Genomic DNA, 21,816 nt, shown 5'->3' with positions numbered 1-21,816 from the left:
TATAATAAAAAGCCTCACCTATTTGAGCATTGCTAAGAGGCTTGGCGAGGACTAACAGTGCAAATTTAATACTTATTTTTTATGTTACAAACTCATTTACAAATAATCTTTCAGGAAAGTAGTCCATATAAATTAAACAAGTTACACCTGACAAGCTTATAAAAACAGCGGAACAAACGATCTACCCTCGTTCATTCCGCCACTATCAGTTTCTTATAATAAGAGAAGAAGATTCTTTCTCTCATAGAGCATTTACTTAACCAAAAAACGCTTTGTCAGTCCGTCGAAAGCATCGATCCGGCGATCCCGGAAGAAAGGCCACCAGCGACGTACATTTTCACTCCGGCTTTTATCGATTTCTACGACACGAACCTCTTCCTGATCATTCGTAAACTCTGCCAATAATTCCCCCTGAGGTCCGGCAACAAAGCTGTTACCCCAGAACTGAATACCATTGGTTTGTCCGGAAGGATCCGCTTCATGTCCCGTCCGGTTCACCGTAATTACCGGAAGTCCGTTCGCTACCGCATGACCGCGCTGCACCGTAATCCAGGCATTCAGCTGTCTCTTCTTTTCTTCGTCCGTATCTGTACTCTCCCAGCCGATCGCTGTCGGATAAATCAGCATTTCGGCACCACGCATGGCCATCAGTCGGGCTGCTTCCGGATACCATTGATCCCAACAAACCAAAACACCCAGCCGGCCGACAGATGTATCTATCGGTTCAAAGCCCAAATCACCCGGCGTAAAATAGAACTTCTCGTAATAAGCCGGATCATCCGGAATGTGCATCTTCCGATATTTACCAGCAATGCTGCCGTCTTTTTCCAGAACAACGGCTGTATTATGATACAAGCCCGGAGCACGACGTTCGAACAACGACAAAACCAACACGATTCCTAATTCTTTTGCCAGTTTCCCGAATGTCTCTGTTGAAGGGCCGGGTATCGGTTCTGCCTGATTAAACAGTTCCGTATTCTCCGTCTGGCAGAAATAAAGTCCGTTGTGCAGTTCCTGCAACACGACTAATTCGGCACCCATGGCAGCTACTTTCCGGATATTATCCTGCAATTTCTGAATATTTGCCGGAATATCCGCCGTATTCTTCTGTTGTACTAATCCTACCTTCATATTCTTCTTTATTCAATAAAGCCTTCCGGATACTGCATGGTTACGCAATGCAAAGATCCGTGCTGCTTAATTAACGACAAACAATTGATTCCGACGATTTCCCGGTCCGGGAATGCTTCCTGCAACGCCTTCCGGGCGATCTCATCTTTCGGTGAATTATAGAAAGGAAGCAATACCGCTCCATTCAGGATCAGGAAGTTGGCATACGTAGCCGGCAGGCGTTCGCCTTCCCAAATCACTTCGTCTGCCATCGGCAAGGCGATCAGTTTGTAAGGTTCACCATTGAGCTGGCGGAATGCCTTGATTTCTTCTTCCATCGCCTGCAATTCATCGTAATGCACATCCGCCGGATCAGTGCATTGTACATAGGCGATCGTATCTTCCCGGCAGAAACGGGCTAATGTATCCACATGGCTGTCGGTATCATCGCCCACCAAGAATCCATTTTCAATCCACAACACACGACTCAATCCAAAGATATCTTTCAGGTGATTCTCTATTTCCTCCCGCTGCATGTATTCATTCCGGTTCAACGACAGCAGGCATTCGGCGGTTGTCATCAAGGTTCCTTGTCCATCCGACTCGATGCTACCGCCTTCCAGTACGAACGGAGCCATATTGGCCGGCTGAATCCGATCGGCAAAGACGCCTTCGTGGAATAAGTTCCGGGTGATCTGGTTATCTTTTCCTGCCGAAAACTTCAATCCCCAGCCATTAAATACGAAATCATAGACCGTTGGTCCGAATGTATCAAATACGGAAATACCACCATGATCTCTTGCCCATGTATCATTCGTAGGCATTTCAACAAAACGAACGCGCGTCTCATCCAGTTCGCCCAGCTGACTGCGCACCTCATCTTCATTCTGACATACAATCAGCAGTTTCTCACGCTTCATGATTTCCCGGGCAATCTCGACGAAACATGCGACTACCTCGTCCAGGATAGGTGCCCAATCTGTATCTTCATGCGGCCAAGTCAGTTGTACCGCACTCTGCGGATACCATTCCGCAGGAAATGTAATACCTGTCGTTTGCATATTTAATCTTCAAATCTGATGTGCAAAGGTAAGCATTTAATCATGAAACCGCTTGCACAACCCTCAATTTATTCTCAAAATGTCAGTGCTTGATGCCTTCAAACATTTCATTCCGGTCATCATTCTCTTGGGTAGCCTTTGCCTTGAAACTGTTAAACGTATAGCTGATCGTGAGCAGTATCTGCGGATATTTGGGCTTGATTTTCGTCAGAGACCTCAAATCGGCCGTCTGGATATCACTCACATAACAAGCCGAACGGAAAATATCCTTGAAGGCCAGGGTTAACGTCAGTTTCCGGTCAAACAACTGATGCCGGACAGCCACATTGGCATACCAATAGGAATCGGTTCTTCCTTGTGTCGTTACGGAAGGGCCAACAAAACTTCCATCCAGTTGCAGTCGTGTATATTTACCTAATGCAAACAGGTTATTCCACAAAATGTCATAATTCGTACTCGATTCGCTCTTTCCGCCTGCCGACAACTCGTTCTTTACCTGATAATGATAGATATTACCATTCACCGTCGTGTTCCACCAGCGGACCGGATGTAATGCTACGCTCAACTCCAGACCGGTTGAATAATCATGCCCCACGTTTGCCATCGAGTCTAAAGTCACACCTGCCATGTAGGGAACACGCAACCGCTCGATCTTATCCTTACGGGAGCGATGGAACAACGTGGCAGAAACCGTATTCTCACCAAAGGCCTTCCGGTAATTCATCTCGAACGAATTAATATACTCCGGACGAATATCCGGATTTCCGATCTCGGCAGTATAAAAATCACGGTATGTGATATAGGGTTCCATATAATACAACTGCGGACGCGTGGTACGACGGGAATAAGAAAACAATAGCCGATGATCATTCGGGAATGTATAACCCAAGTGAACCGATGGGAAAAACTCAAAGCGGTTCTTGGTCCGGTCGGCACCCGGAACAGAACTCCGCAAAACAGTATGCGTATGTTCGCCACGTACTCCGGCCTGCGCCTCCAGCCCTTTCCAGGCTCCCGAAAGAATGGCATAAATAGAATTCACTCCTTCCTGAAAATAGAAGGTATTATAAATATCATCCCGCCAGTAGAAACTTTGCGTTTCCGGATTCCACCATTCCATTTTATAATCCCCATCTTCCAGATAAGAATAATACTGATAGCCGGCTTCCAGCTTTCCGATGTTCTGGAAAGGCAAGGCATAATCCAGGTTCGCCCGCAAGGTTTCGCGGTGTTCTGCCTCGTAAGCCCGGTGACCTTGTTGCCGGTTTCCCTGCAAGTCATTCAGGTCGTTGAAGAAATATTCCAAAGCATTACCGCCATATTTATAATAACCGGAGGCCGACAGCTTATGTCCTTCCTGGTTAAAGCGATGTTCTACCACGAAGCTGCCTAAGCCAATGTTTTCATCATTGTCATAGTCATCAATACTGTTATAATATTCGGTAACGGGCTCCGCATCCTTGATGATACGTGTTTCCTGATACTTCATGTCTCCCCTACGTTTATTACCGCCATAACCTCCTTCCAGGTCCACTTTGATGGAAGTCTTGGGCAGTTCCAGGCTCCAACCGCCTTTCATCGTATAATGATAGGAATCTCCTGTACGAGGTCCGATGGAATGCGAAATCGTCGTCTGATCGCCCACCACGGTTGTCTTTTCCTGATCAAAATCACTCTTCCGCAAACGGTCTGTCCACTGCCCGCCTATATACCAGCGCGAGCGGTCATTCTGTTTCGTCAACAGGAAATCCACATGCCGGGAGAGCCAGGTACTTCCCGACAGATTCACCATGCCGCTCCATCCTTTCTGCGAATGTTTCTTCGTGATGATATTGATAATACCTACATCGCCGTCTGTATCATGTTTGGCAGAAGGCGTTGTAATGATCTCTATATTCTCGATATGTCCGGCAGGTACTTGTTCCAAGGCCTGTGTTCCGGTAAAGACACTGGGCTTTCCATCAATATAAACCAAAAAACCGGAGCTGCCCCGGAAGGTAACTTCGCCTTCAGCGTCCACCCGAATAGACGGGGTGTTCTCCAGAATATCTACAGCCGAACCGCCACTGCCCATCATATTCGATGAGGCTTCTACCACTTTCTTATCCAGCTTATAAACCAGCTGGCGTTTCTCGGCCACGACTTCTACTTCTGCCAGGCCCGTTTCCAAAGGTTCAAGGCGCACATCTCCTAAATCAATCCGAGCTTGCCCCGTAACCGCCAAAGGCTGACTCGCATAGACATCATAACCGACCAGACGAACCATCAGAGTATAACTCTCGTCTGATACGTCTGTAAAACCAAATATTCCCTGCTTGTCAGGAAAAGTCTGCTTAACCGGCTGATTTTCGCCGGTTCTGAACAAAAACACATCCGCAAAGTCAATGACGGCTCCACTTTCCGCATCGACCAGACGACCTTTTACCTGATAATCGGCCTGTCCGGCATACGAAATGGCACACCACAGGCATAAGGTCAACAACATACATAATTTATTCATGGCACTAAACACTAATAATCTTCCTATATCAGCCTACTCAAAACTGCTCGAGTATCTGAATCCGCTTTTCAATGGGCGGATGGGTTGCAAACAGACCGTTCAGACTATCCAGAAAGCCCATCGCCTGTTTGCCCGGATGCTGGATAAACAACTGGGCAACATCGGCCCTATTTACGGCTTCTATATCCGGATCAGCCGAAATCTTCCGCAAGGCACTTGCCAATGCACGCGGGTTCCTTGTCATCTCGGCAGCACCGGCATCAGCCAGGTATTCTCGTTTTCTGGAAATGGCAAACCGCATCAGGGTAGCAAATAAATAGCCGATGGCCGCCACCAGCAAAGCCAGCAGCATCACCACGATTACGCCGTTTCCTTTCTCATCACGCCGGCGCGGAGCCCATGAAGAGTAATAGACCCACCGCATACAGATCTGTGCGATCATCGAAAAGATCCCGACAAACACAATCGAAATAATCAGTAACCGGACATCATGGTTCCGGATATGCGTCAGCTCGTGTGCGATAACTCCTTCCAGTTCTTCATCATTCAGTTTATCAATGATGCCTCTCGAAAGCGTCACGGTATAAGTCCGCTCGTCGATACCGCTGGCGAATGCATTCAGCGAATCATCATCTATCACATTGATTTTAGGCATCTTCATTCCCTGACTCATGCAGAGATTCTCCACCAGGTTATAGACCCGCTTGTTGTCCTTGCGTTCCAACGGAATAGCTCCCGTAGCCGAACGGATGATACTCGTATTGGCAAAATAGGCAATCAGGAACCAGATCAGTACGCCTCCGATAACATACGGAACAACATGCAGGAACATATCATTCGTATACAGAATGACCACCGACATATCCGTCTGGTCGTCCGACATCGAAAGATAATGCAATAAAAAGCAGAACAAGTAAGTCAGCCCCACCACCAGGCAGGGAAACAAACAGAGCAGAAACAACGACCGCACGTTGTTCCTGCTCTGCTGTGTCTGAATTCCGACATATTTCATACGTTAAAAACTAATTTTCGGAGCTTCTTCCAGCGTAGCACGCTGTTCACCCAGATCAAACATCATTTCTTTATGGAAACCAAACATACCGGCAATCAGGTTAGACGGAAAAGTCTCGACGGCATTGTTCAATTCACGGGTAGCTGAATTGAAATAACGGCGTACCGAAGCCAGTTTATTTTCCAAGTCTGAAATTTCTTCCTGCAACTGGATAAAGTTCTGGTTGGCCTTCAGATCCGGATAGGCTTCCAGGGTAACCTTCAAGCCCGACAAGGCGGAAGTCAGCATATTCTCTGCCTGAATCTTGTCGTCGATCGACTTGGCGGCAACGGCTCCATTGCGGGCAGCGATGACCCGGTCTAATGTTTCCTTTTCATGTGAGGCATATCCCTTGACCGTCGCAACCAGCTGCGGCACCAGATCATGCCGTTGTTTCAGCTGCACATCTATATCGGCAAAAGCATTTTCCCGATTGTTTCTTAACTTTACCAGACGGTTGTATAAAGACATTACCCAAAATAACAATAATACTACAACCGCAATTACAACAATAAGTGTCATATTCTTTTTTTCTTTTAATTAATGGCTCAAATATAGGTATTTTGATTGAATTTCATACTTTACCGCCCATTTTTCTATAAAATACCTGCCAGTATTTTTCAGAACAACCCGTATATTCTGCTACAAGACGGCAGAAAAACTTTCAGATATGCCCAGATATTCTTTAGTTCACGGCGTGAACTAAGTAATCCACGACGTGAACTACTTAATCCACGGTGTGAACTAAGTAATCCGCATCGTGAACTAAAGAATTATTCCCGGCTTTCGCAACTTTAATTGCCCACATCCAGAAGAAAAGCAGATCACCCCGCTAAGAAATAAAGGCGGAAAACCGCCCCTCCTGCTGGTTACTTTCGTAAATTCTCCGTATCTTTGCCTAGGTTTTCTACTATATCTGATAAACTTACTCAATTAAATATATGATTACAGTAAACAATCTGGATGTACAGTTCGGCAAAAGAATCTTGTTTCAAGATGTGAATCTGAAATTTACGCCGGGCAACTGTTATGGTATTATCGGTGCTAACGGAGCCGGTAAATCTACGTTCTTGAAAGTGATAAGCGGACAATTGGACCCGACAAGAGGATCAATTTCCATGGGACCGGGCGAACGTCTGTCTGTCCTGGCACAGGATCACTTCGCTTTTGATGAATTTACCGTCATGGATACCGTATTGATGGGACACACCACCTTATGGGAAGTCATGAGCGAAAAGAATGCCTTGTATGCCAAACCTGATTTCAGCGACGAAGACGGTATCCGTGTTTCAGAACTGGAAGAGAAATTTGCAGAAATGGAAGGTTGGAATGCCGAAAGCGATGCAGCAGCTCTGCTGAGTGGTTTGGGCATTGGTGAAGACCTGCATTATATGTTAATGAAAGACTTGAGTGGTAAGCAGAAAGTCCGTGTCTTGTTGGCACGTGCTTTATTCGGTCAGCCGGATAATCTGCTCCTCGACGAGCCTACCAACGATTTGGACTTGGAAACGGTTTCATGGTTGGAAAACTACCTTTCAAACTTCGAACATACCGTATTGGTAGTTAGTCACGACCGTCACTTCCTCGACTCCGTTTGTACGCATACAGTCGACATCGACTACGGAAAACTGCAATTGTTTGCCGGTAACTATAGCTTCTGGTACGAATCAAGTCAGTTAGCATTGCGTCAGCAACAGCAACAGAACAAGAAGGCGGAAGAAAAGAAGAAGGAACTGGAAGAGTTTATCCGTCGCTTTAGTGCCAATGTGGCTAAATCAAAGCAGACGACAAGCCGCAAGAAGATGTTGGAAAAACTGAACATCGAAGAAATCAAACCATCTTCACGCCGCTATCCGGGTATTTTGTTTACACCGAACCGCGAACCGGGAAATCAGATTTTGGAAGTGAAGGGATTAACCAAGAGCATCGAAGGCAAGTATCTGTTCAAGGATTTGAACTTTAATGTCGAGAAAGATGATAAGATTGTCTTCATCAGCCATGACCCGCGTGCCATGACAGCCTTGTTCCAAATCATCAACGGAGAAGAGAAACCGGATGCCGGAACTTATCAGTGGGGACAGACCATCACGACTTCTTATCTGCCGTTGGATAATACCAACTACTTCAATTCAGATTATAACCTGATCGACTGGTTGTCTCAATTCTCGCCCGATACCAACGAAGTATTCCTGAAAGGTTTCTTGGGAAGAATGTTATTCTCGGGTGAAGAACTGTTGAAGAAAGTAAGTGTCTTGTCCGGAGGTGAAAAGATGCGTTGTATGATTTCGCGGATGATGTTGACGGATGCCAACTGCCTCATCCTCGATACACCGACCAACCACTTGGACTTGGAATCAATCCAAGCTTTCAACAACACCTTGAAGACATTTAAAGGAAATGTTTTGTTCGCCAGCCATGACCACGAATTCATTCAGACCGTGGCAAACAGAATCATTGAACTGACACCAAACGGAATCATCGACAAGATGATGGAATACGATGATTATATCTCTGATCCGGCCATCGCTGAATTACGGGAAAAGCTGTATAACAAATAAAATACAAACACTATAACGAGGTTATGATCTCTGCCTGGCAGAACCTTCATAACCTCGTTTTTTATCTGTTTCCTATGAAGAAAAGAATTCTTTTTCTTATTCTCCTCTTTCTTGCCTGGCTACCGGTCTTCATCATACAGAAACCTTGGTTTCTCTTCTATAACAGAAGCATGACAGAGGCGCTGAGTGCAGCCGATTATTTCCAAGTCATCTGGCATGGATTGAAACTTGACTTGACAGTAGCCGGTTATCTGACGGTTCTCCCGTTATTGCTGGTACTCGTCTCGGTATGGTATAACGGAAGCTGGCTCCGCAAAGTACTGAAAGGCTATTTTATAACGGTGGCCCTTATCATTGCCGCCATCTTTGTAGCAGACGTAGCCTTATATGCCTTCTGGGGCTTCCGTATGGATGCGACAGTGTTCTTCTACCTGAAATCACCGGGAGATGCTTTGGCCAGCGTTCCTGCCGGACTGTTTCTCGTCCAGACCATATCCTTTCTGGTTTATGTTTATCTGATTTACAAATATCTGACAAAGCTGATCTTGCCTTTGGCCGACTTTACTCCAGCCAGAAACCGCTGGTTGGCTTCGCTGTCTGTTCTCGTCTTAGGTGGCCTGATGTTTATCCCAATCCGAGGCGGTGTCACCACTTCGACAGCCAATGTTGGCATGGTATATTACAGCAACAATACATTTCTGAACCATTCGGCCATCAATCCGTGCTTCAGTCTGCTTGCATCAGTTTCCAAGCAACAGGATTTTGCAGAACAGTTTAATTTCTTCCCTGAAGAAAAACGGGAAAAGATATTCAACGACCGATACGGTCAGCAAAAGGAAATTGCTCCGGATACCTGCCGCCTGTTAACAACAAACCGGCCCGATATCCTGATTGTCATCCTGGAAAGCTTCTCAGCCAATACCATTGCCGTTACCGGTGGAGAAGCCGATGTGACACCTCATATAAACGAATTGAGCCAGGAAGGAATCTTATTCGATAACTTATATGCCAATTCATTCCGGACCGACCGCGGATTGGTATCCGTCCTCAACGGATATCTGGCGCAACCGACTACTTCGATCATGAAATATCCGGCCAAAAGTCAGACACTCCCATCGATTGCCCACAGTCTGAATACCCAAGGTTATACATGCGACATGCTGTATGGTGGTGATATCAACTTTACCAACATGCAGAGTTACTTCTATAATTCAGGCTATACAGCCATCACTTCAGATAAAGACTTCCCTATTTCGGAACGGCTGAATAAATGGGGCGCGAATGATAATGTTACATTCAATTATCTATATGAAGCCATCAAACAGCGAAATGCGGATACAAACCCGTGGATGACAACCTTCCTGACGCTAAGCAGTCACGAACCATTCGAAGTTCCTTACCATCGGTTCCAGCATCCGTATCTCAACTCGGTCGCATTTACCGACAGCTGTTTAGGAGCCTTTGTCAGCAAAGTCAAGGAACTGCCGGTATGGAAGAATCTGCTTCTTATTCTGATTGCCGACCACGGCTTCCGTTATCCCGACAAGATTAAGGACTTCGAGCCGCTCCGATACCACATACCGATGCTTTGGTTAGGAGGCGCTATCAAAGAGCCGCGCGTGATTTCAACCTTATGCAATCAGACCGACCTGGCTGCCACGTTATTGAATCAGCTGGATATTCCACACGAAGAATTCCGTTTCAGCAAGAATATCCTCACGCACGAGCCGTTTGCCTTCTATACCTTCGGAAACGGTTTCGCTTACATCGACAGCACCGGCTATTCGGTATACGACAATGAAAGCAACCGTGTCATTCAGGAATCGGATGCCCGGCAACGCGAACAACGGCTGGAAAAAGGAAAAGCCATCCTGCAAACGCTGTATGATGATTTGGGGAGAAGATAACTAACTAATTGACAATGGATAATTGACGATTGACAATTTGTTTGACACCAACCGATTGGATAGTACTACGCCTCCGGTTAGTGACAAAACGAATCAAAGCGGTTATAAAAGGAATTAGGAGCAGATTAACATGGAAGAATATCTATTTCCTTTGATATTAAAAAGTAAGCCCTGAAAGAGTAGAATAATTTAAACTATTCCACCCTTTCAGGGCTTGATCTTTAACAGAGGATCGTATTTTCCCAAGGTGATGCCCTGAGCTTTACTAACTCAGTAACTTCAACGATTGATCCTTCCTCATCGTTGAAGTTACTGAGAACATTTTATAATCAATACAAATGGACTTTGTAGGATTGACCATCTATATGAACAATATAAATACCCGAAGGAAGAGATGTTATAGTTTCACCTCCTGTCAATGTTATAATCTTATAAAGTTGTCCACTATAAGTGATAACGTGTGCTTCACCAACTTTTGAAGACAAGATATGTAAGTAACCATCTGCACCCCAGACTTTCAATGAGCCTTGTATTACCATATTTGCAGTCGGATCATCCTTTACAATTCCAGAAACTGTAATCGTTATATTCGTCTTCACATTTTCAACAACATACCGCCCTTTAGAATCTGGCAAGATCTCTTTACCATTGGCCTTAACAACCGGTTTAGAGTTCTTATAACCATCTTTTAATGTAATGGTAAATATAAAGTTCTCATTTTCTTTAATTGTAGTTCCTGTTTCTGAAGTCAAAACAGCACCCTCTACCACAGGAAGCGTAACGGTATAAGTTACAGGCTTAGGATCTGGATCGGGTTCTGGATCTGGATCAGGCGTTGGTGTCTGTATTAGCTCTGCAATAACAGTAATATCTACATTATCTGTTACTTTAGCCAATGTGAACTTACCTGTAGATTGATTATAGGTATAATCAGAACCAGCAGTCAAAGTCTTATTTCCCATAGAAACCTTGATAGTTGCCGGTAATTTATAACCATTATCTGCTGTAAAGACAAGTTCTAATTGACTGTTTACAGGTACTTCTGCAGGAGAAGGTTTAGACGATACATTAGACAAAGAGAGTTTAACCTTACGCATACTATCGTCACGACCAACAGCCACAATAACAACCTTTCCTTTTACATTGCGAACTTCAACTTTCCCTGTTGACGCATCATACGTATAATCCTGATAAGCAACACCACCCATTGTAACAGTTATTGATGTTGGCAAAAGGAATCCCGTATTTGCTTTCAACGTACAACTCAAAGTTCCTCCTTCTTGAACTACCGCATCTTCTTTCCAATCGGTAGTGACATCTGTTAATTGGAATTCTACCGCGTAAGTCGGGATCTTTTCGGCAGCTGCAGTAACAGTCAAAGCTTCTTTTACATTCGGTATTTTTACTTCTCCGCTAGTAGCGTTATAAACAACACCTGTAATCGTTCCATTTGCACCTGTAACAGTAATCGTCTCTGGTAAACGATAACCGGCATCTGGAATTAACTTAAAGGCGAATGATTCCCCTTCATAAACAGTCAGTTCTTCTTTATCAGACTTCAGGTTCGTCAATGCCATCGTTATTGTATATTTCAAAAGCTCAACACCTGTTGCCGTAATTTTAACCGCATCTGTCACAGCATTGATTTTCACCTCGCCTGTTGTCGTATTATAGGTATAATCAACACCAACTTGTAAGGCAGAAGCTCCCATTTCAACCGTAATTGCAGCCGGTAATTTATAACCCTGTCCCGGAACTAACGTGAAGGAAAGCGGATCATTGTAATCTACTTTTTCAGCAATAGTAGCCGTCAAATGGGTTAGAGTAGCAGTTACATCATATTGTATTTTTACCGGAACGACATTAATCTTCAATTCTCCGGTAATACTATTCAATGTAAACTTACCCGTTCTTGCATCATACGTATAGTCTGTATCGGCAGCCAACGGTTTACCGCCCATTGTCACCTCAATAGTTTCAGGTAACGCATAACCGGTCTGTACCTTCAATGTCAATTCTACTTTCGAATTCGTCTCTACCGGTTCAATCGGATCAATATCCAATCCTTCTACAGGTGGTATAATTACCTCCTGATGACTATTGTCTATACCAGCAGCAATTACAACAATTTTCCCTTGAATATTCTTGATCGATACTTGACCTGACTCCGCATCATAAGTAAAGTCGGCAGGTTTATCTCCCATAGTAACCGTGATAGCTGTCGGCAACTTATAATCTTCGTCCGGTTCCAATGTAAAGAATACATTTTCTCCTTCTTCTACTTGTGTCGGGACAACTCCTTTCACCTCCAAGTTCTGGATTCTCGTAGTAACATCAATTTGATAATAAGCAATGGCTTCGCCCGTAGCCGTGATTTGTATATTTCCTTGTACTGGGGTAATCGAAACTTCACCTGTAGATACATCGTAAGTATAACCATTCTCCACTGTCAACGGACTGTCACCCATCGTCACTGTAATTGTCTTTGGTAATTTATACCCAGTCTCTGCTTGCAGCGTGAAAGTGATTGTTCCACCGGCTTTAATTTCAGTTGGTATTTCAGGTGTAACTGTCAAATTCGTGATTGTATTCGATACGGTATAATAGCGATCAGCCTCTACTGTTACAACCACATTACCCGTAACCTTCGTAATACTAAAATCACCAGTACTTTGTTCATAAGTGTAATCTCTTCCAGCGACCAACGAATTTCCACCCATCGTTACTGTAATAGTTTCCGGGAGTTTATAACCTGCTGAAGCTTGCAAGATGAAAGCAAGTCCCTTATTATTCAAAACCGTCTGAGGAACTCCTTCTGTAGCCGATACTCCTGTGAATTGGGGGGTTACCGTATGTATTTTAACAGCCTCGGCGATTACCTCAACTGCTCCAGTCACTTTATTGATAGATACTTCGCCTGTCTCTTGATTATAGGTATAGCCATTACCTGCGGTTAAAGTAGTACCACCCATCTTCACAGTAATTGTTTCTGGACGGACATATCCTTCATTGGCAGATAATGTAAAGGTTAAGTCATCCCCTTCTGTAACGGTCTCCTGCCATCCGTTCACACTTAATCCCGTAAATTGAGATGTAACTGTATAGGTATTTTTCACCTCAACCCCATTAGCAGTAATTTCAATGTCCCCGGTAATCTTACCAGAAGCAATGTACAAATAACCATTTGAAGAATTATATGTATACTCACCTAAAACTGTTCCTCCTACTTTGACTGTAATAGTGCTCGGCAATGCATACCCGGCATCTGGTACTAATGTAAGGGAAAGATTTTCTCCTTTTTTAACCTGTGTAATGCCATTTTGCAACTGAATATGAGTAAAGTTTGTCGTTATTTGATAATACGTTTCTGCTTGGGAAGTAATAGATATATCTGCATGCCCAGTATAATTTTGTGAAGGAACGGGTTTCCCATCAGCATACACTGACAAAGCAATAAATGGAGTCCCCGATCCTGAGGGAACACTAGGTATTAATAGGCTAAATGAATAAGCCTTTCCTGCTTCCAAGCTACCCGCAGTTGTTAGATCTGTTGAATTAAGATAAGTCCCCGACCCATCCAATTCTATTTCAGTTTTCTTATCTGTTTCTACATAATATAATTTCACACCTTCTTTCATGTAACACTGTAGAGATACCAAGAACGATAATTTCTTTCCCCGTAATTCTGCATCGACATCTTCAAAAGTAAAAGAGAATGGAATTTCAACCCCGGCTTGCCCCGTAATTGGATTAGGAGTAATCGAACCCGATATAGGATTTACAAATGTCATTTCATTGCCATCTTGTCCAAACAGAGGATTCTCTCGGTCTGTATCAGAAGCATAGTACACTTGAATTTTATACCCCAGCTTTCCTCCTTTCGTAGAAGAAACCTCCAAAAAATTTTGATAATTTCCCTTTTGGAACTCCGTTTGTGCCAACGGAATTTCAAACGAGCCATCAGTTGCTATCGTTACAGGATTATATGTTCCATTCGCACTATTTGATGAAGACAAAGTAAGAGCATCCTTCCAAGCATCATAGTCTTTCAACGTATAACGTAAAACGACATCACCCGCTGCATTAATAATGCCATACGAAATTCCATATGTTGATGTATATGTATAACCACCGGATGAAACTGGCAAATAAACATCATCAAAGCCATTCCAATAAATATTGATACTAACAGGTTTTTCTGCCGGATCATCGGGTTCATCTATCTCATTAACAGTTCCAGTCATATCAATATAAAGTGGAGCATCTGCTGTCCCATACATAATTTGCCAATTACTACCATCAGTCGAATAGATAGGCATGATCCTTTCTCCTTCTGAAAGAGATGAATTCAATTGACATTCAAAGGTATAATCTATGTAGTATCTTTGTTCCAGAGCTGATAGTTGTTTTTTAGTAGATATATGTGTACCTATTATACCATTCTGTTGAATAATAGCCATATTAACCCATCCACTAAAACTTACATTTCCTATATTATATATCTGAGGATAAACATTAAACACAGTTCCTACAGTTGGATTAGGCAAGGTCGACAACGATCTATATTTCAACTCACAAACCTCAGTCTCTCCCTCTTCTGGTTTAGCAATACCGATGGTCATACCATTTTTGTTTCCATACGGATCATCCAAACCATCTGGATCTAAGGCTGTCAATAGATAATAACCATGGGAATTTCCCCATCCCCAATTGATATGAAACGCTTCTCCATCTTTATAACCATCACAAACAAAAGCATGTCCTCCATCAGAATTCGATCCACTATAAAGAACTATACGCTTCTCATCTAATTCATTTCGCAGTATTGACTTCCATTCACTCCAACGATAATCACTTTTAGAAAGATACCGACATTTTTTACTGTATCCGAATACCTCTACAGCTTTTTGCGCTGCAGAACTACTACTAGCACCACTTCCGTCCACGCCGTAATTCATGTCAACATTCGCCCCAATATTCCACATCAAGGTTGCTATAGCATCAGCCTGTTCATCGGTATATTGTCCTCTATTATATTCCATTAACATATTATCCCAATCGTATTGTTGGGGATATTCCACCGGTTGTTGCCAATATGTATTCACTCGAGTTTCAGAATTGGCGGCCACAGGCCATTCATTATATTTCATGGCAATTGCCCAAGCTGTCGCCACGCATCCCGTAACAGCATGTTGTCCATTTATTATGGGCGTTTTTCGATTATACGGATCCCCCTGCGACCAATGTGCCGTTTCATACAAAACCTCTTCCCCTGAAGAACGCAAGCTACCTGCCAGATATCGCCCCCATTCTGCTTGGACATCAGCCGAAGGAATTACGTCATTCCGTTCCGCCCAAGAGATTTGATTCTGATAATACGCCAACATCGCCCTCAAGTTTTCTGGTAAATTGTCTGGTTCAAACGTTCCTTCATCTGATTGTCCAAGAACAGGATATGCCAGGTCATCCCCCGAAACAATCACGAAGCCCTTGTTTGCCCCGATATTAAACACAAAATAATCAGCTGCACCATCTACTGCCCCCGTGCTTCGCAAAGCATTTTTTTCCTGCCCCGGAGCAGCCGCATAAATAAGAGAAAGTTCACTACTTGCTGAACGCAAGCCACCCGTGTTAGATGCGGCTACATTTTCGGCTATTTTACGAGCCGTTGCCACATCAATTCTTTCCGCCACACTCCAAAAGGCCATGGAGAAAAGAACAAACAAAAGAAGTAATCGTCTTTTCATAAGTTTTCTATTTTATAATAAATAAATGAATTAACTCCAAGAAATAAAATTCCGTCTTGGTGTGTCTCACCCACCAGAGCTGGTGTGTCCTGACCACCTATCCTAGTGTGCCTGTCCCACTAACGCTGGTGGGACCAACACACTTATACATAAGTTTCCTTATAAACTACCTAAACCAAATTAACCTGGATATCCAAACTACGAGGCGTTTTCAGACTATTCTTTCCTGCACTAAACTGCGTCGTGATACGCAAGGTATAAGTACCCGTCAGCAAACCGGTTGGGATTTGGATGGTCAGTTCGGACGGCATGTTTCGGATGATCTGGTAATCCGGCAACTTCTCTTCAGAAGATTGGTCGTTAATGAGATAAATACCCACCGATTCATCGGAGCCTGCAATCTTCAAGTTCCGCCCACGGATAATGACACCAAAACCCGGAGAGACAGTACCATCTTTTAAACCCGTCTTCTTGTCTTCCACTTCCAGCACATACATGATATCCGCCTTTTCACCGAGGATATCTACCTTTGTTTTGGCAATTTCTTCACGTAACGTCTTACCTTGCTGGAAATTCACACGGATACTGTTCTTTTCTTTATTCCAAACACCTCCATCAATAACTCCTTGAAAAGAAGGAGAAGCATAAAATAATCCGGTATTAACCGTATAGCCATTCAACAGGCTTTCCATAATAATACGGTTGTAAAGGGTTACGGCGTGGCTGAGGGTTTCTTCTTTCAAACCTGTGATTTCTTTCATCATCCGTTCCATAATTTCCTTTTCCGTCAGATTTCCCGCAGATTCCAGTACCAGGATTTTATCATCCTTATTGTCGGTAGTCACGGCATTGTCTGCCAACCAACCTTTCAAAACATTACTCATAATGGTTGAATATTAAGTGAATAAAAAAGCGAAAGGGCGGCTGCTATTGTTTGCACGGGATAAATCCCATGGCAACAATAGCAGCCGCCCTTTCGCTCGAAAAAATTTTATTATAGACCAATATGCTTGCTTGCTTGCTTGCTTGCTTGCTTGCTTGCTTGCTTGCTTGCTTGCTTGCTTGCTTGCTTGCTTGCTTGCTTGCTTGCTTGCTACACAATTATCCCAAACCGCCAAATTTTTAGTGGTAAAAATAGTCAATTCATAATATGTGTAGTTCAAAAGCATTTACTCTTCTTATTTGTGTTAATTATCCGCAAATATAATGATTTCTTTTTACAGATAAAAATATCCATTAAAATTATTACAAAAAAGTAAAACGCCGATAAATCCTGCAACGGGATTTACCGGCGTTTATTTCGTACAATAAAAGAAACGATCAGACTTTGACTTCCTGCGCTTCTTTCATATCCAATTCATTGTTATTCTCATCGAAAAACTTATATTCCAAGAATGCAAGACTTTGGTTTGGGACAATCTTTAGTCCGTGCGTATATTTCATCTTCCACTGCCAGCTTAAAGGGAACAGCCCTTTATTGACATAAGCTGCTACATAAGGATGGATATGCAGGGTGAATTTCTTCAAATGATGTTTGTTTACGAGGCAATCAATTTTCCCTTCCAGACTATCCGTAAACAAAATAGAGGATTTCACGGTACCAGTGCCAAAACAGGCGGGACATGTTTCAGAGGTTTCTACATCCATTGCCGGGCGAACACGCTGACGGGTGATCTGCATCAAACAGAATTTACTTAACGGCAAAATATTGTGTTTTGCCCTGTCGCTGGCCATAGCCTTCGTCATGTGCTCAAAAAGTTTCTGCTTGTTTGCATTATCATGGATATCAATAAAATCGACTACGATAATACCTCCCATATCACGCAGGCGTAACTGACGGGCAATCTCATCGGCAGCTGCCAGATTTACTTCCATGGCAGTCTGTTCCTGGTCGTCACTGCTTTTTGCCCGATTACCACTGTTCACATCAATGACGTGCATGGCTTCTGTATGGTCAATCACCAGATATGCTCCGCTTTTATACGTAACTGTACGTCCAAATAAAGATTTAATCTGCTTAGTAATGGCAAAATTATCAAAGATAGGTAATCCGCCAGTATATAACTGTACGATGTTCTCGCTTCCGGGTGCAATCAGACTGACATAAGCCCGTATGCTATTATAAACATCCGGATCGTTAACATAAATATTCTGGAATGACGGATTATATATATCGCGCAACAAGGCCACAGCCCGGCCTGTTTCTTCGTAGATTAAAGAAGGAATCTTGTCTTTTGAAAGCTTGGCAATACTCTCTTCCCATCTCTTTACTAATGTCCTAAGCTCATGATCGAGTTCAGCCACCCGTCGTCCTTCGGCAGAAGTACGGACAATGACTGTAAAATTCTTCGGCTTAATACTCTGGATTAACTGACGTAACCGAGCCCGTTCTTCAGCGGTTTTGATCTTGGAAGAAACCGATACTTTATCGCCGAAAGGAATCAGAACAATATATCTGCCGGCAAACGATAATTCAGAAGCTAAGCGCGGGCCTTTTGTCGAAATAGGTTCCTTGGCTATCTGCACCAATACTTCCTGTCCGATCTTCAAGACATCACCTATGCTTCCGTCTTTTTCTATTTCCGGTTCATTCTGCAACTTCGATATCGAAACAGCCTTTTTGGGATCTGCCAAAACCTGCTTCAAATACTTTTGCTGCATATTGAAGTTCGACCCTAAATCTTGATAATGAAGAAATGCATCCTTTTTATACCCTACATCAATGAAAGCAGCATTCAACCCCGGCATCAGCTTTTTCACCTTGCCTAAATAAATATCGCCCACTGCAAACTGAAGATTCCGGGCTTCTTTCTGAAGCTCGACCAGGTTTTTATCTTCCAGAACAGCGATCGACATTTCCTGGGGTTCAACATTTACAACTAATTCACTAATCACTACAGGTTTAATTTAAGAATGGAGACCTTATAAAAAAAGCAAAGAACAAACTTAAAAGGTCTCTTATTAAGTTTGTTCTTTTGACACAAAAAAGACTTACTTCTTCTTATGTCTGTTCTTCTTCAGTCTTTTTTTACGCTTGTGAGTAGACATTTTATGTCTTTTTCTTTTCTTTCCGCTTGGCATCGCTTTAAAAATTTAAAAGATTAAACGTATAATGTTATTTATTTTACTTCGTTCAAAAACGTTTTCGCGGGCTTGAATGAAGGAATATTGTGTTCTGGAATAATAATTGTTGTATTCTTTGAAATATTACGAGCAGTTTTCTGCGCTCTCTTCTTCACAATAAAACTACCGAAACCTCTCAAATAAACGTTCTCATTCTTAGCCAAAGAACCTTTAACTATTTCCATGAATGATTCAACGCTTGCCAATACTGTCTGTTTATCAATACCAGTACTTTTTGAAATCTCGCTAACAATATCTGCTTTCGTCATGTCTTATAATTTATTTAATTAATTGGACCTTATAATTTTTTGGAATGCAAATATATAGCTTTTTCTTGAAGTGAAAAAGTAATTCTATCGCATTTTTTAGGAAAAATATTTCTGCTTATTCCTGATTATATCCGTATGTTTGCACATGTCAATCACTTATGTAATTTATATAGAAAAAGACATTCATGCTGAACATAACCGATCACAATCCCTTAATCAGTGAAAGACTGATTCATTGGTATCAGATAAATCGCCGTATACTTCCCTGGCGGGAAACAACCGATCCTTATATTATCTGGATTTCTGAAATCATTCTGCAACAAACCCGTGTTGCTCAGGGACTGGATTATTTCAACCGTTTTATTACCCGCTTTCCGGATGTACAAGCATTGGCGGAAGCATCAGAAGATGAAGTCCTGAAATACTGGCAAGGATTAGGTTATTATAGCCGGGCAAGGAATTTGCATACGGCAGCGAAGACGATCATGCAGCAATTCGGCGGGAAGTTTCCGACCGACTATTCGGAAGTAAAATCCTTGAAAGGCATCGGCGACTATACGGCCGCCGCCATCGTATCGTTTGCCTGGAATCAACCCTACGCTGTTGTCGACGGAAATGTTTACCGAGTATTGTCTCGCCTTTTCGCCATAGAAACACCAATCGACAGCATCCAAGGCAAGAAAGAATTTGCCGAACTGGCTTCTGCCTTGCTATCCCATAAGGAAGCAGGTTTGCATAATCAGGCAATCATGGAGCTGGGCGCCCTGCAATGTGTTCCGCAGAACCCGGATTGTTCGACTTGTCCGCTCAGTGATGTATGTATGGCTTACCTGCAACAGAACGTATCTTCGTTTCCTAAAAAGCAAGGAAAGACCAAAACACGCAACCGCTATTTTCATTATTTATATATTATATATAAGGGAACTACCTGGATTCAGAAAAGGCAAGAGGAAGATATCTGGAAAGGCTTGTACCAGTTTCCGCTGATCGAAACCGAACAGCCTTGCGGATGGGAAGAGTTGTCTCAGCAGGAAGAATGGGAAAAGCTGTTTCACGGATGCGGGAACATAACCGTACAGGCCATTACTCCGGTGCGCAAGCATGTCCTGTCTCATCAGACTCTTTATGCGACATTCTATCAAATCGAAGTAGAGCATACAGGCGATCTCTCATCGAACTACCAACAGATATCCAGGGAAGAGCTGGACTCGTATGCCGTTCCTATACTTATCCATAAATACTTGATTTCTTTAGATTTATAGAAAACACAGGAAAGCATATAAAAAGCCTATAGGAAATGAACAAATTTACGCCGGCTTTTGATGAATTTACGCCGGCTTTTTGACAAAACACGCCGGCTTTTCCGACAAAACCAACGAGGATCAGAAATGAAACTCCCGGGAATCATTTTTGATTCTCGTTACTTATAGTTTCCATACCAGCCAGCAGGTTTTAGAAGGAAGCAGACTGAGCCGCCAGAATCAAGCTGATCACTTCGGAATAATTGGCGGTACCAGAAGAAATCCGGTTTCCTTTCAGGTACCAGTTATACATCTTGTCCTGAATTTCCCCTAAAAAAGGATTATAAAGTGCCCGCCAATGATCAGCCTTTTCCCGATATAAGGCGATGATTTCAGGACGAAGTGTTTCTTGCCAGGCTTTGAAATCGGATTCCGGCAAAACCTGATATGCATTGGAAAGAACGTAAGGCAGCAAGGAAAAGTAACCGGAGAAACGAATCTCCCGGACGGATGATGTCGTACAAATCAGGTAGCTGTAATAATTAGCTTCAGCTTCGCTGGAAACGCCCAAGACATGCGCCATCTCGTGTGCACAAGTCGACGCATACTGAACCGGAAGCAGGTCTTTACTCACATGACATTCGACGAAGAACGGACCGATGTAGCCCATCACGCCTACTCCACTCATCAGCGACGGGAACAACATAGGTTTCGGGCGCAAATCATCAGGCGGATTAATCAGCCCGTATTTCTTATCCAAAGCAGCATAACCCGCTTTCAGCACAGCCTCAACCTTGTCTTTTTCCACTGTATCGACAGGGCAATAGGCGGCATTCAGAGAATCGGTATATACCTGCAAGAAATGTTCAAACAATCCGGCTGAATAGACGGGGCGTTCTAACTGGGTCCGCTGGTAAAAATCGCTGCGGTAATAATTAAGTCCCCACGCCGCATAAAACCAAATATACACCCATACCAGATAGGCTGCGACATGAGCCAGCGCCCGTTTTACCCGACGTTTCCGCCAGATAGCATAAATCAGATATAACAGGATACCGGCTAAACTCCCATAAATAAACCAATCATTGAGAGAAAAAGGAAACCACGAAGAAAAACAAGCGAGTCCGCCGGAGCATACAGGGTAAATGGTGGTTGCATACCATTCTCCTCCGTTCGGGAAGAGTTTCAGGCACCAGACCAGCACCAGACAAACAGCCTGTATAATCCAGCGGACTCGTATCTTCTTCAT

At 43.3% G+C, this 21,816-nt stretch carries 14 protein-coding genes; 3 read left to right on the top strand and 11 right to left on the bottom strand.

Features of this window, described 5'->3' with window-relative positions:
• Positions 1–252: 252 nt before the first annotated feature.
• The 5 genes from NEE14_RS00470 to NEE14_RS00450 all read right to left on the bottom strand — a co-directional run bounded on the left by NEE14_RS00470 (position 253) and on the right by NEE14_RS00450 (position 6,244).
• On the bottom strand, positions 253–1,131 hold the full coding sequence (locus tag NEE14_RS00470) for a carbon-nitrogen hydrolase (protein ID WP_251966310.1): 879 nt from the start codon (positions 1,129–1,131) through the stop codon (positions 253–255).
• Positions 1,132–1,139: 8 nt separating this feature from the next.
• Positions 1,140–2,171, bottom strand: a complete 1,032-nt coding sequence (locus tag NEE14_RS00465; protein ID WP_251966309.1) for an agmatine deiminase family protein — start codon at positions 2,169–2,171, stop codon at positions 1,140–1,142.
• 82 nt (positions 2,172–2,253) lie between these two features.
• Positions 2,254–4,671, bottom strand: a complete 2,418-nt coding sequence (locus tag NEE14_RS00460; RefSeq protein ID WP_251966308.1) for a TonB-dependent receptor domain-containing protein — start codon at positions 4,669–4,671, stop codon at positions 2,254–2,256.
• A 37-nt stretch (positions 4,672–4,708) separates the two neighbouring features.
• Positions 4,709–5,683 carry a M48 family metallopeptidase gene (locus NEE14_RS00455; RefSeq protein ID WP_251966307.1) on the bottom strand — a complete coding sequence of 325 codons (975 nt, stop codon included), beginning with the start codon at positions 5,681–5,683 and terminating at the stop codon, positions 4,709–4,711.
• A 3-nt stretch (positions 5,684–5,686) separates the two neighbouring features.
• Complete coding sequence (locus tag NEE14_RS00450; protein WP_022457008.1) at positions 5,687–6,244, bottom strand: LemA family protein; 558 nt, start codon at positions 6,242–6,244, stop codon at positions 5,687–5,689.
• Positions 6,245–6,663: 419 nt separating this feature from the next.
• Between NEE14_RS00450 and NEE14_RS00445 the strand changes: the two genes are divergently transcribed.
• Together NEE14_RS00445 and NEE14_RS00440 are read left to right on the top strand one after the other, a co-directional pair.
• Entirely contained in the window at positions 6,664–8,280 is a 1,617-nt protein-coding gene (locus NEE14_RS00445; RefSeq protein WP_251966306.1) for an ABC-F family ATP-binding cassette domain-containing protein, read from the top strand.
• A 74-nt stretch (positions 8,281–8,354) separates the two neighbouring features.
• The gene (locus tag NEE14_RS00440) at positions 8,355–10,187 is read left to right on the top strand and encodes an LTA synthase family protein (RefSeq protein ID WP_251966305.1); all 1,833 of its coding nucleotides are present in this window, start codon (positions 8,355–8,357) and stop codon (positions 10,185–10,187) included.
• A 329-nt stretch (positions 10,188–10,516) separates the two neighbouring features.
• Here NEE14_RS00440 and NEE14_RS00435 read toward each other — a convergent pair whose 3' ends face one another.
• From NEE14_RS00435 to NEE14_RS00415, 5 genes are all read right to left on the bottom strand, one after another.
• Complete coding sequence (locus NEE14_RS00435; RefSeq protein ID WP_251966304.1) at positions 10,517–15,934, bottom strand: C10 family peptidase; 5,418 nt, start codon at positions 15,932–15,934, stop codon at positions 10,517–10,519.
• 170 nt (positions 15,935–16,104) lie between these two features.
• Positions 16,105–16,818, bottom strand: a complete 714-nt coding sequence (locus NEE14_RS00430; protein ID WP_251966303.1) for a DNA-binding domain-containing protein — start codon at positions 16,816–16,818, stop codon at positions 16,105–16,107.
• Between the two features lie 12 nt (positions 16,819–16,830).
• The gene (locus NEE14_RS00425; RefSeq protein ID WP_338578755.1) at positions 16,831–17,103 is read right to left on the bottom strand and encodes a hypothetical protein; all 273 of its coding nucleotides are present in this window, start codon (positions 17,101–17,103) and stop codon (positions 16,831–16,833) included.
• Between the two features lie 151 nt (positions 17,104–17,254).
• Complete coding sequence (locus NEE14_RS00420; RefSeq protein WP_251966302.1) at positions 17,255–18,829, bottom strand: Rne/Rng family ribonuclease; 1,575 nt, start codon at positions 18,827–18,829, stop codon at positions 17,255–17,257.
• Between the two features lie 224 nt (positions 18,830–19,053).
• A complete protein-coding gene (locus tag NEE14_RS00415; RefSeq protein ID WP_022457004.1) occupies positions 19,054–19,326 on the bottom strand; it encodes an HU family DNA-binding protein in 273 nt (90 codons plus the stop codon).
• 185 nt (positions 19,327–19,511) lie between these two features.
• Here NEE14_RS00415 and mutY point away from each other — a divergent pair, with 185 nt between their 5' ends.
• On the top strand, positions 19,512–20,588 hold the full coding sequence (mutY, locus tag NEE14_RS00410) for an A/G-specific adenine glycosylase (protein WP_251966301.1): 1,077 nt from the start codon (positions 19,512–19,514) through the stop codon (positions 20,586–20,588).
• Positions 20,589–20,778: 190 nt separating this feature from the next.
• On the opposite strand, the gene NEE14_RS00405 is transcribed toward mutY, so the two are convergent.
• Positions 20,779–21,816, bottom strand: coding sequence for a DUF3810 domain-containing protein (locus NEE14_RS00405; RefSeq protein WP_251966300.1), 1,038 nt, complete (start codon positions 21,814–21,816; stop codon positions 20,779–20,781).

Origin of the sequence: Parabacteroides sp. AD58 (assembly GCF_023744375.2) — a bacterium.
Lineage (GTDB): Bacteria > Bacteroidota > Bacteroidia > Bacteroidales > Tannerellaceae > Parabacteroides > Parabacteroides absconsus.
This window is presented reverse-complemented; position numbering and strand designations above follow the sequence as displayed.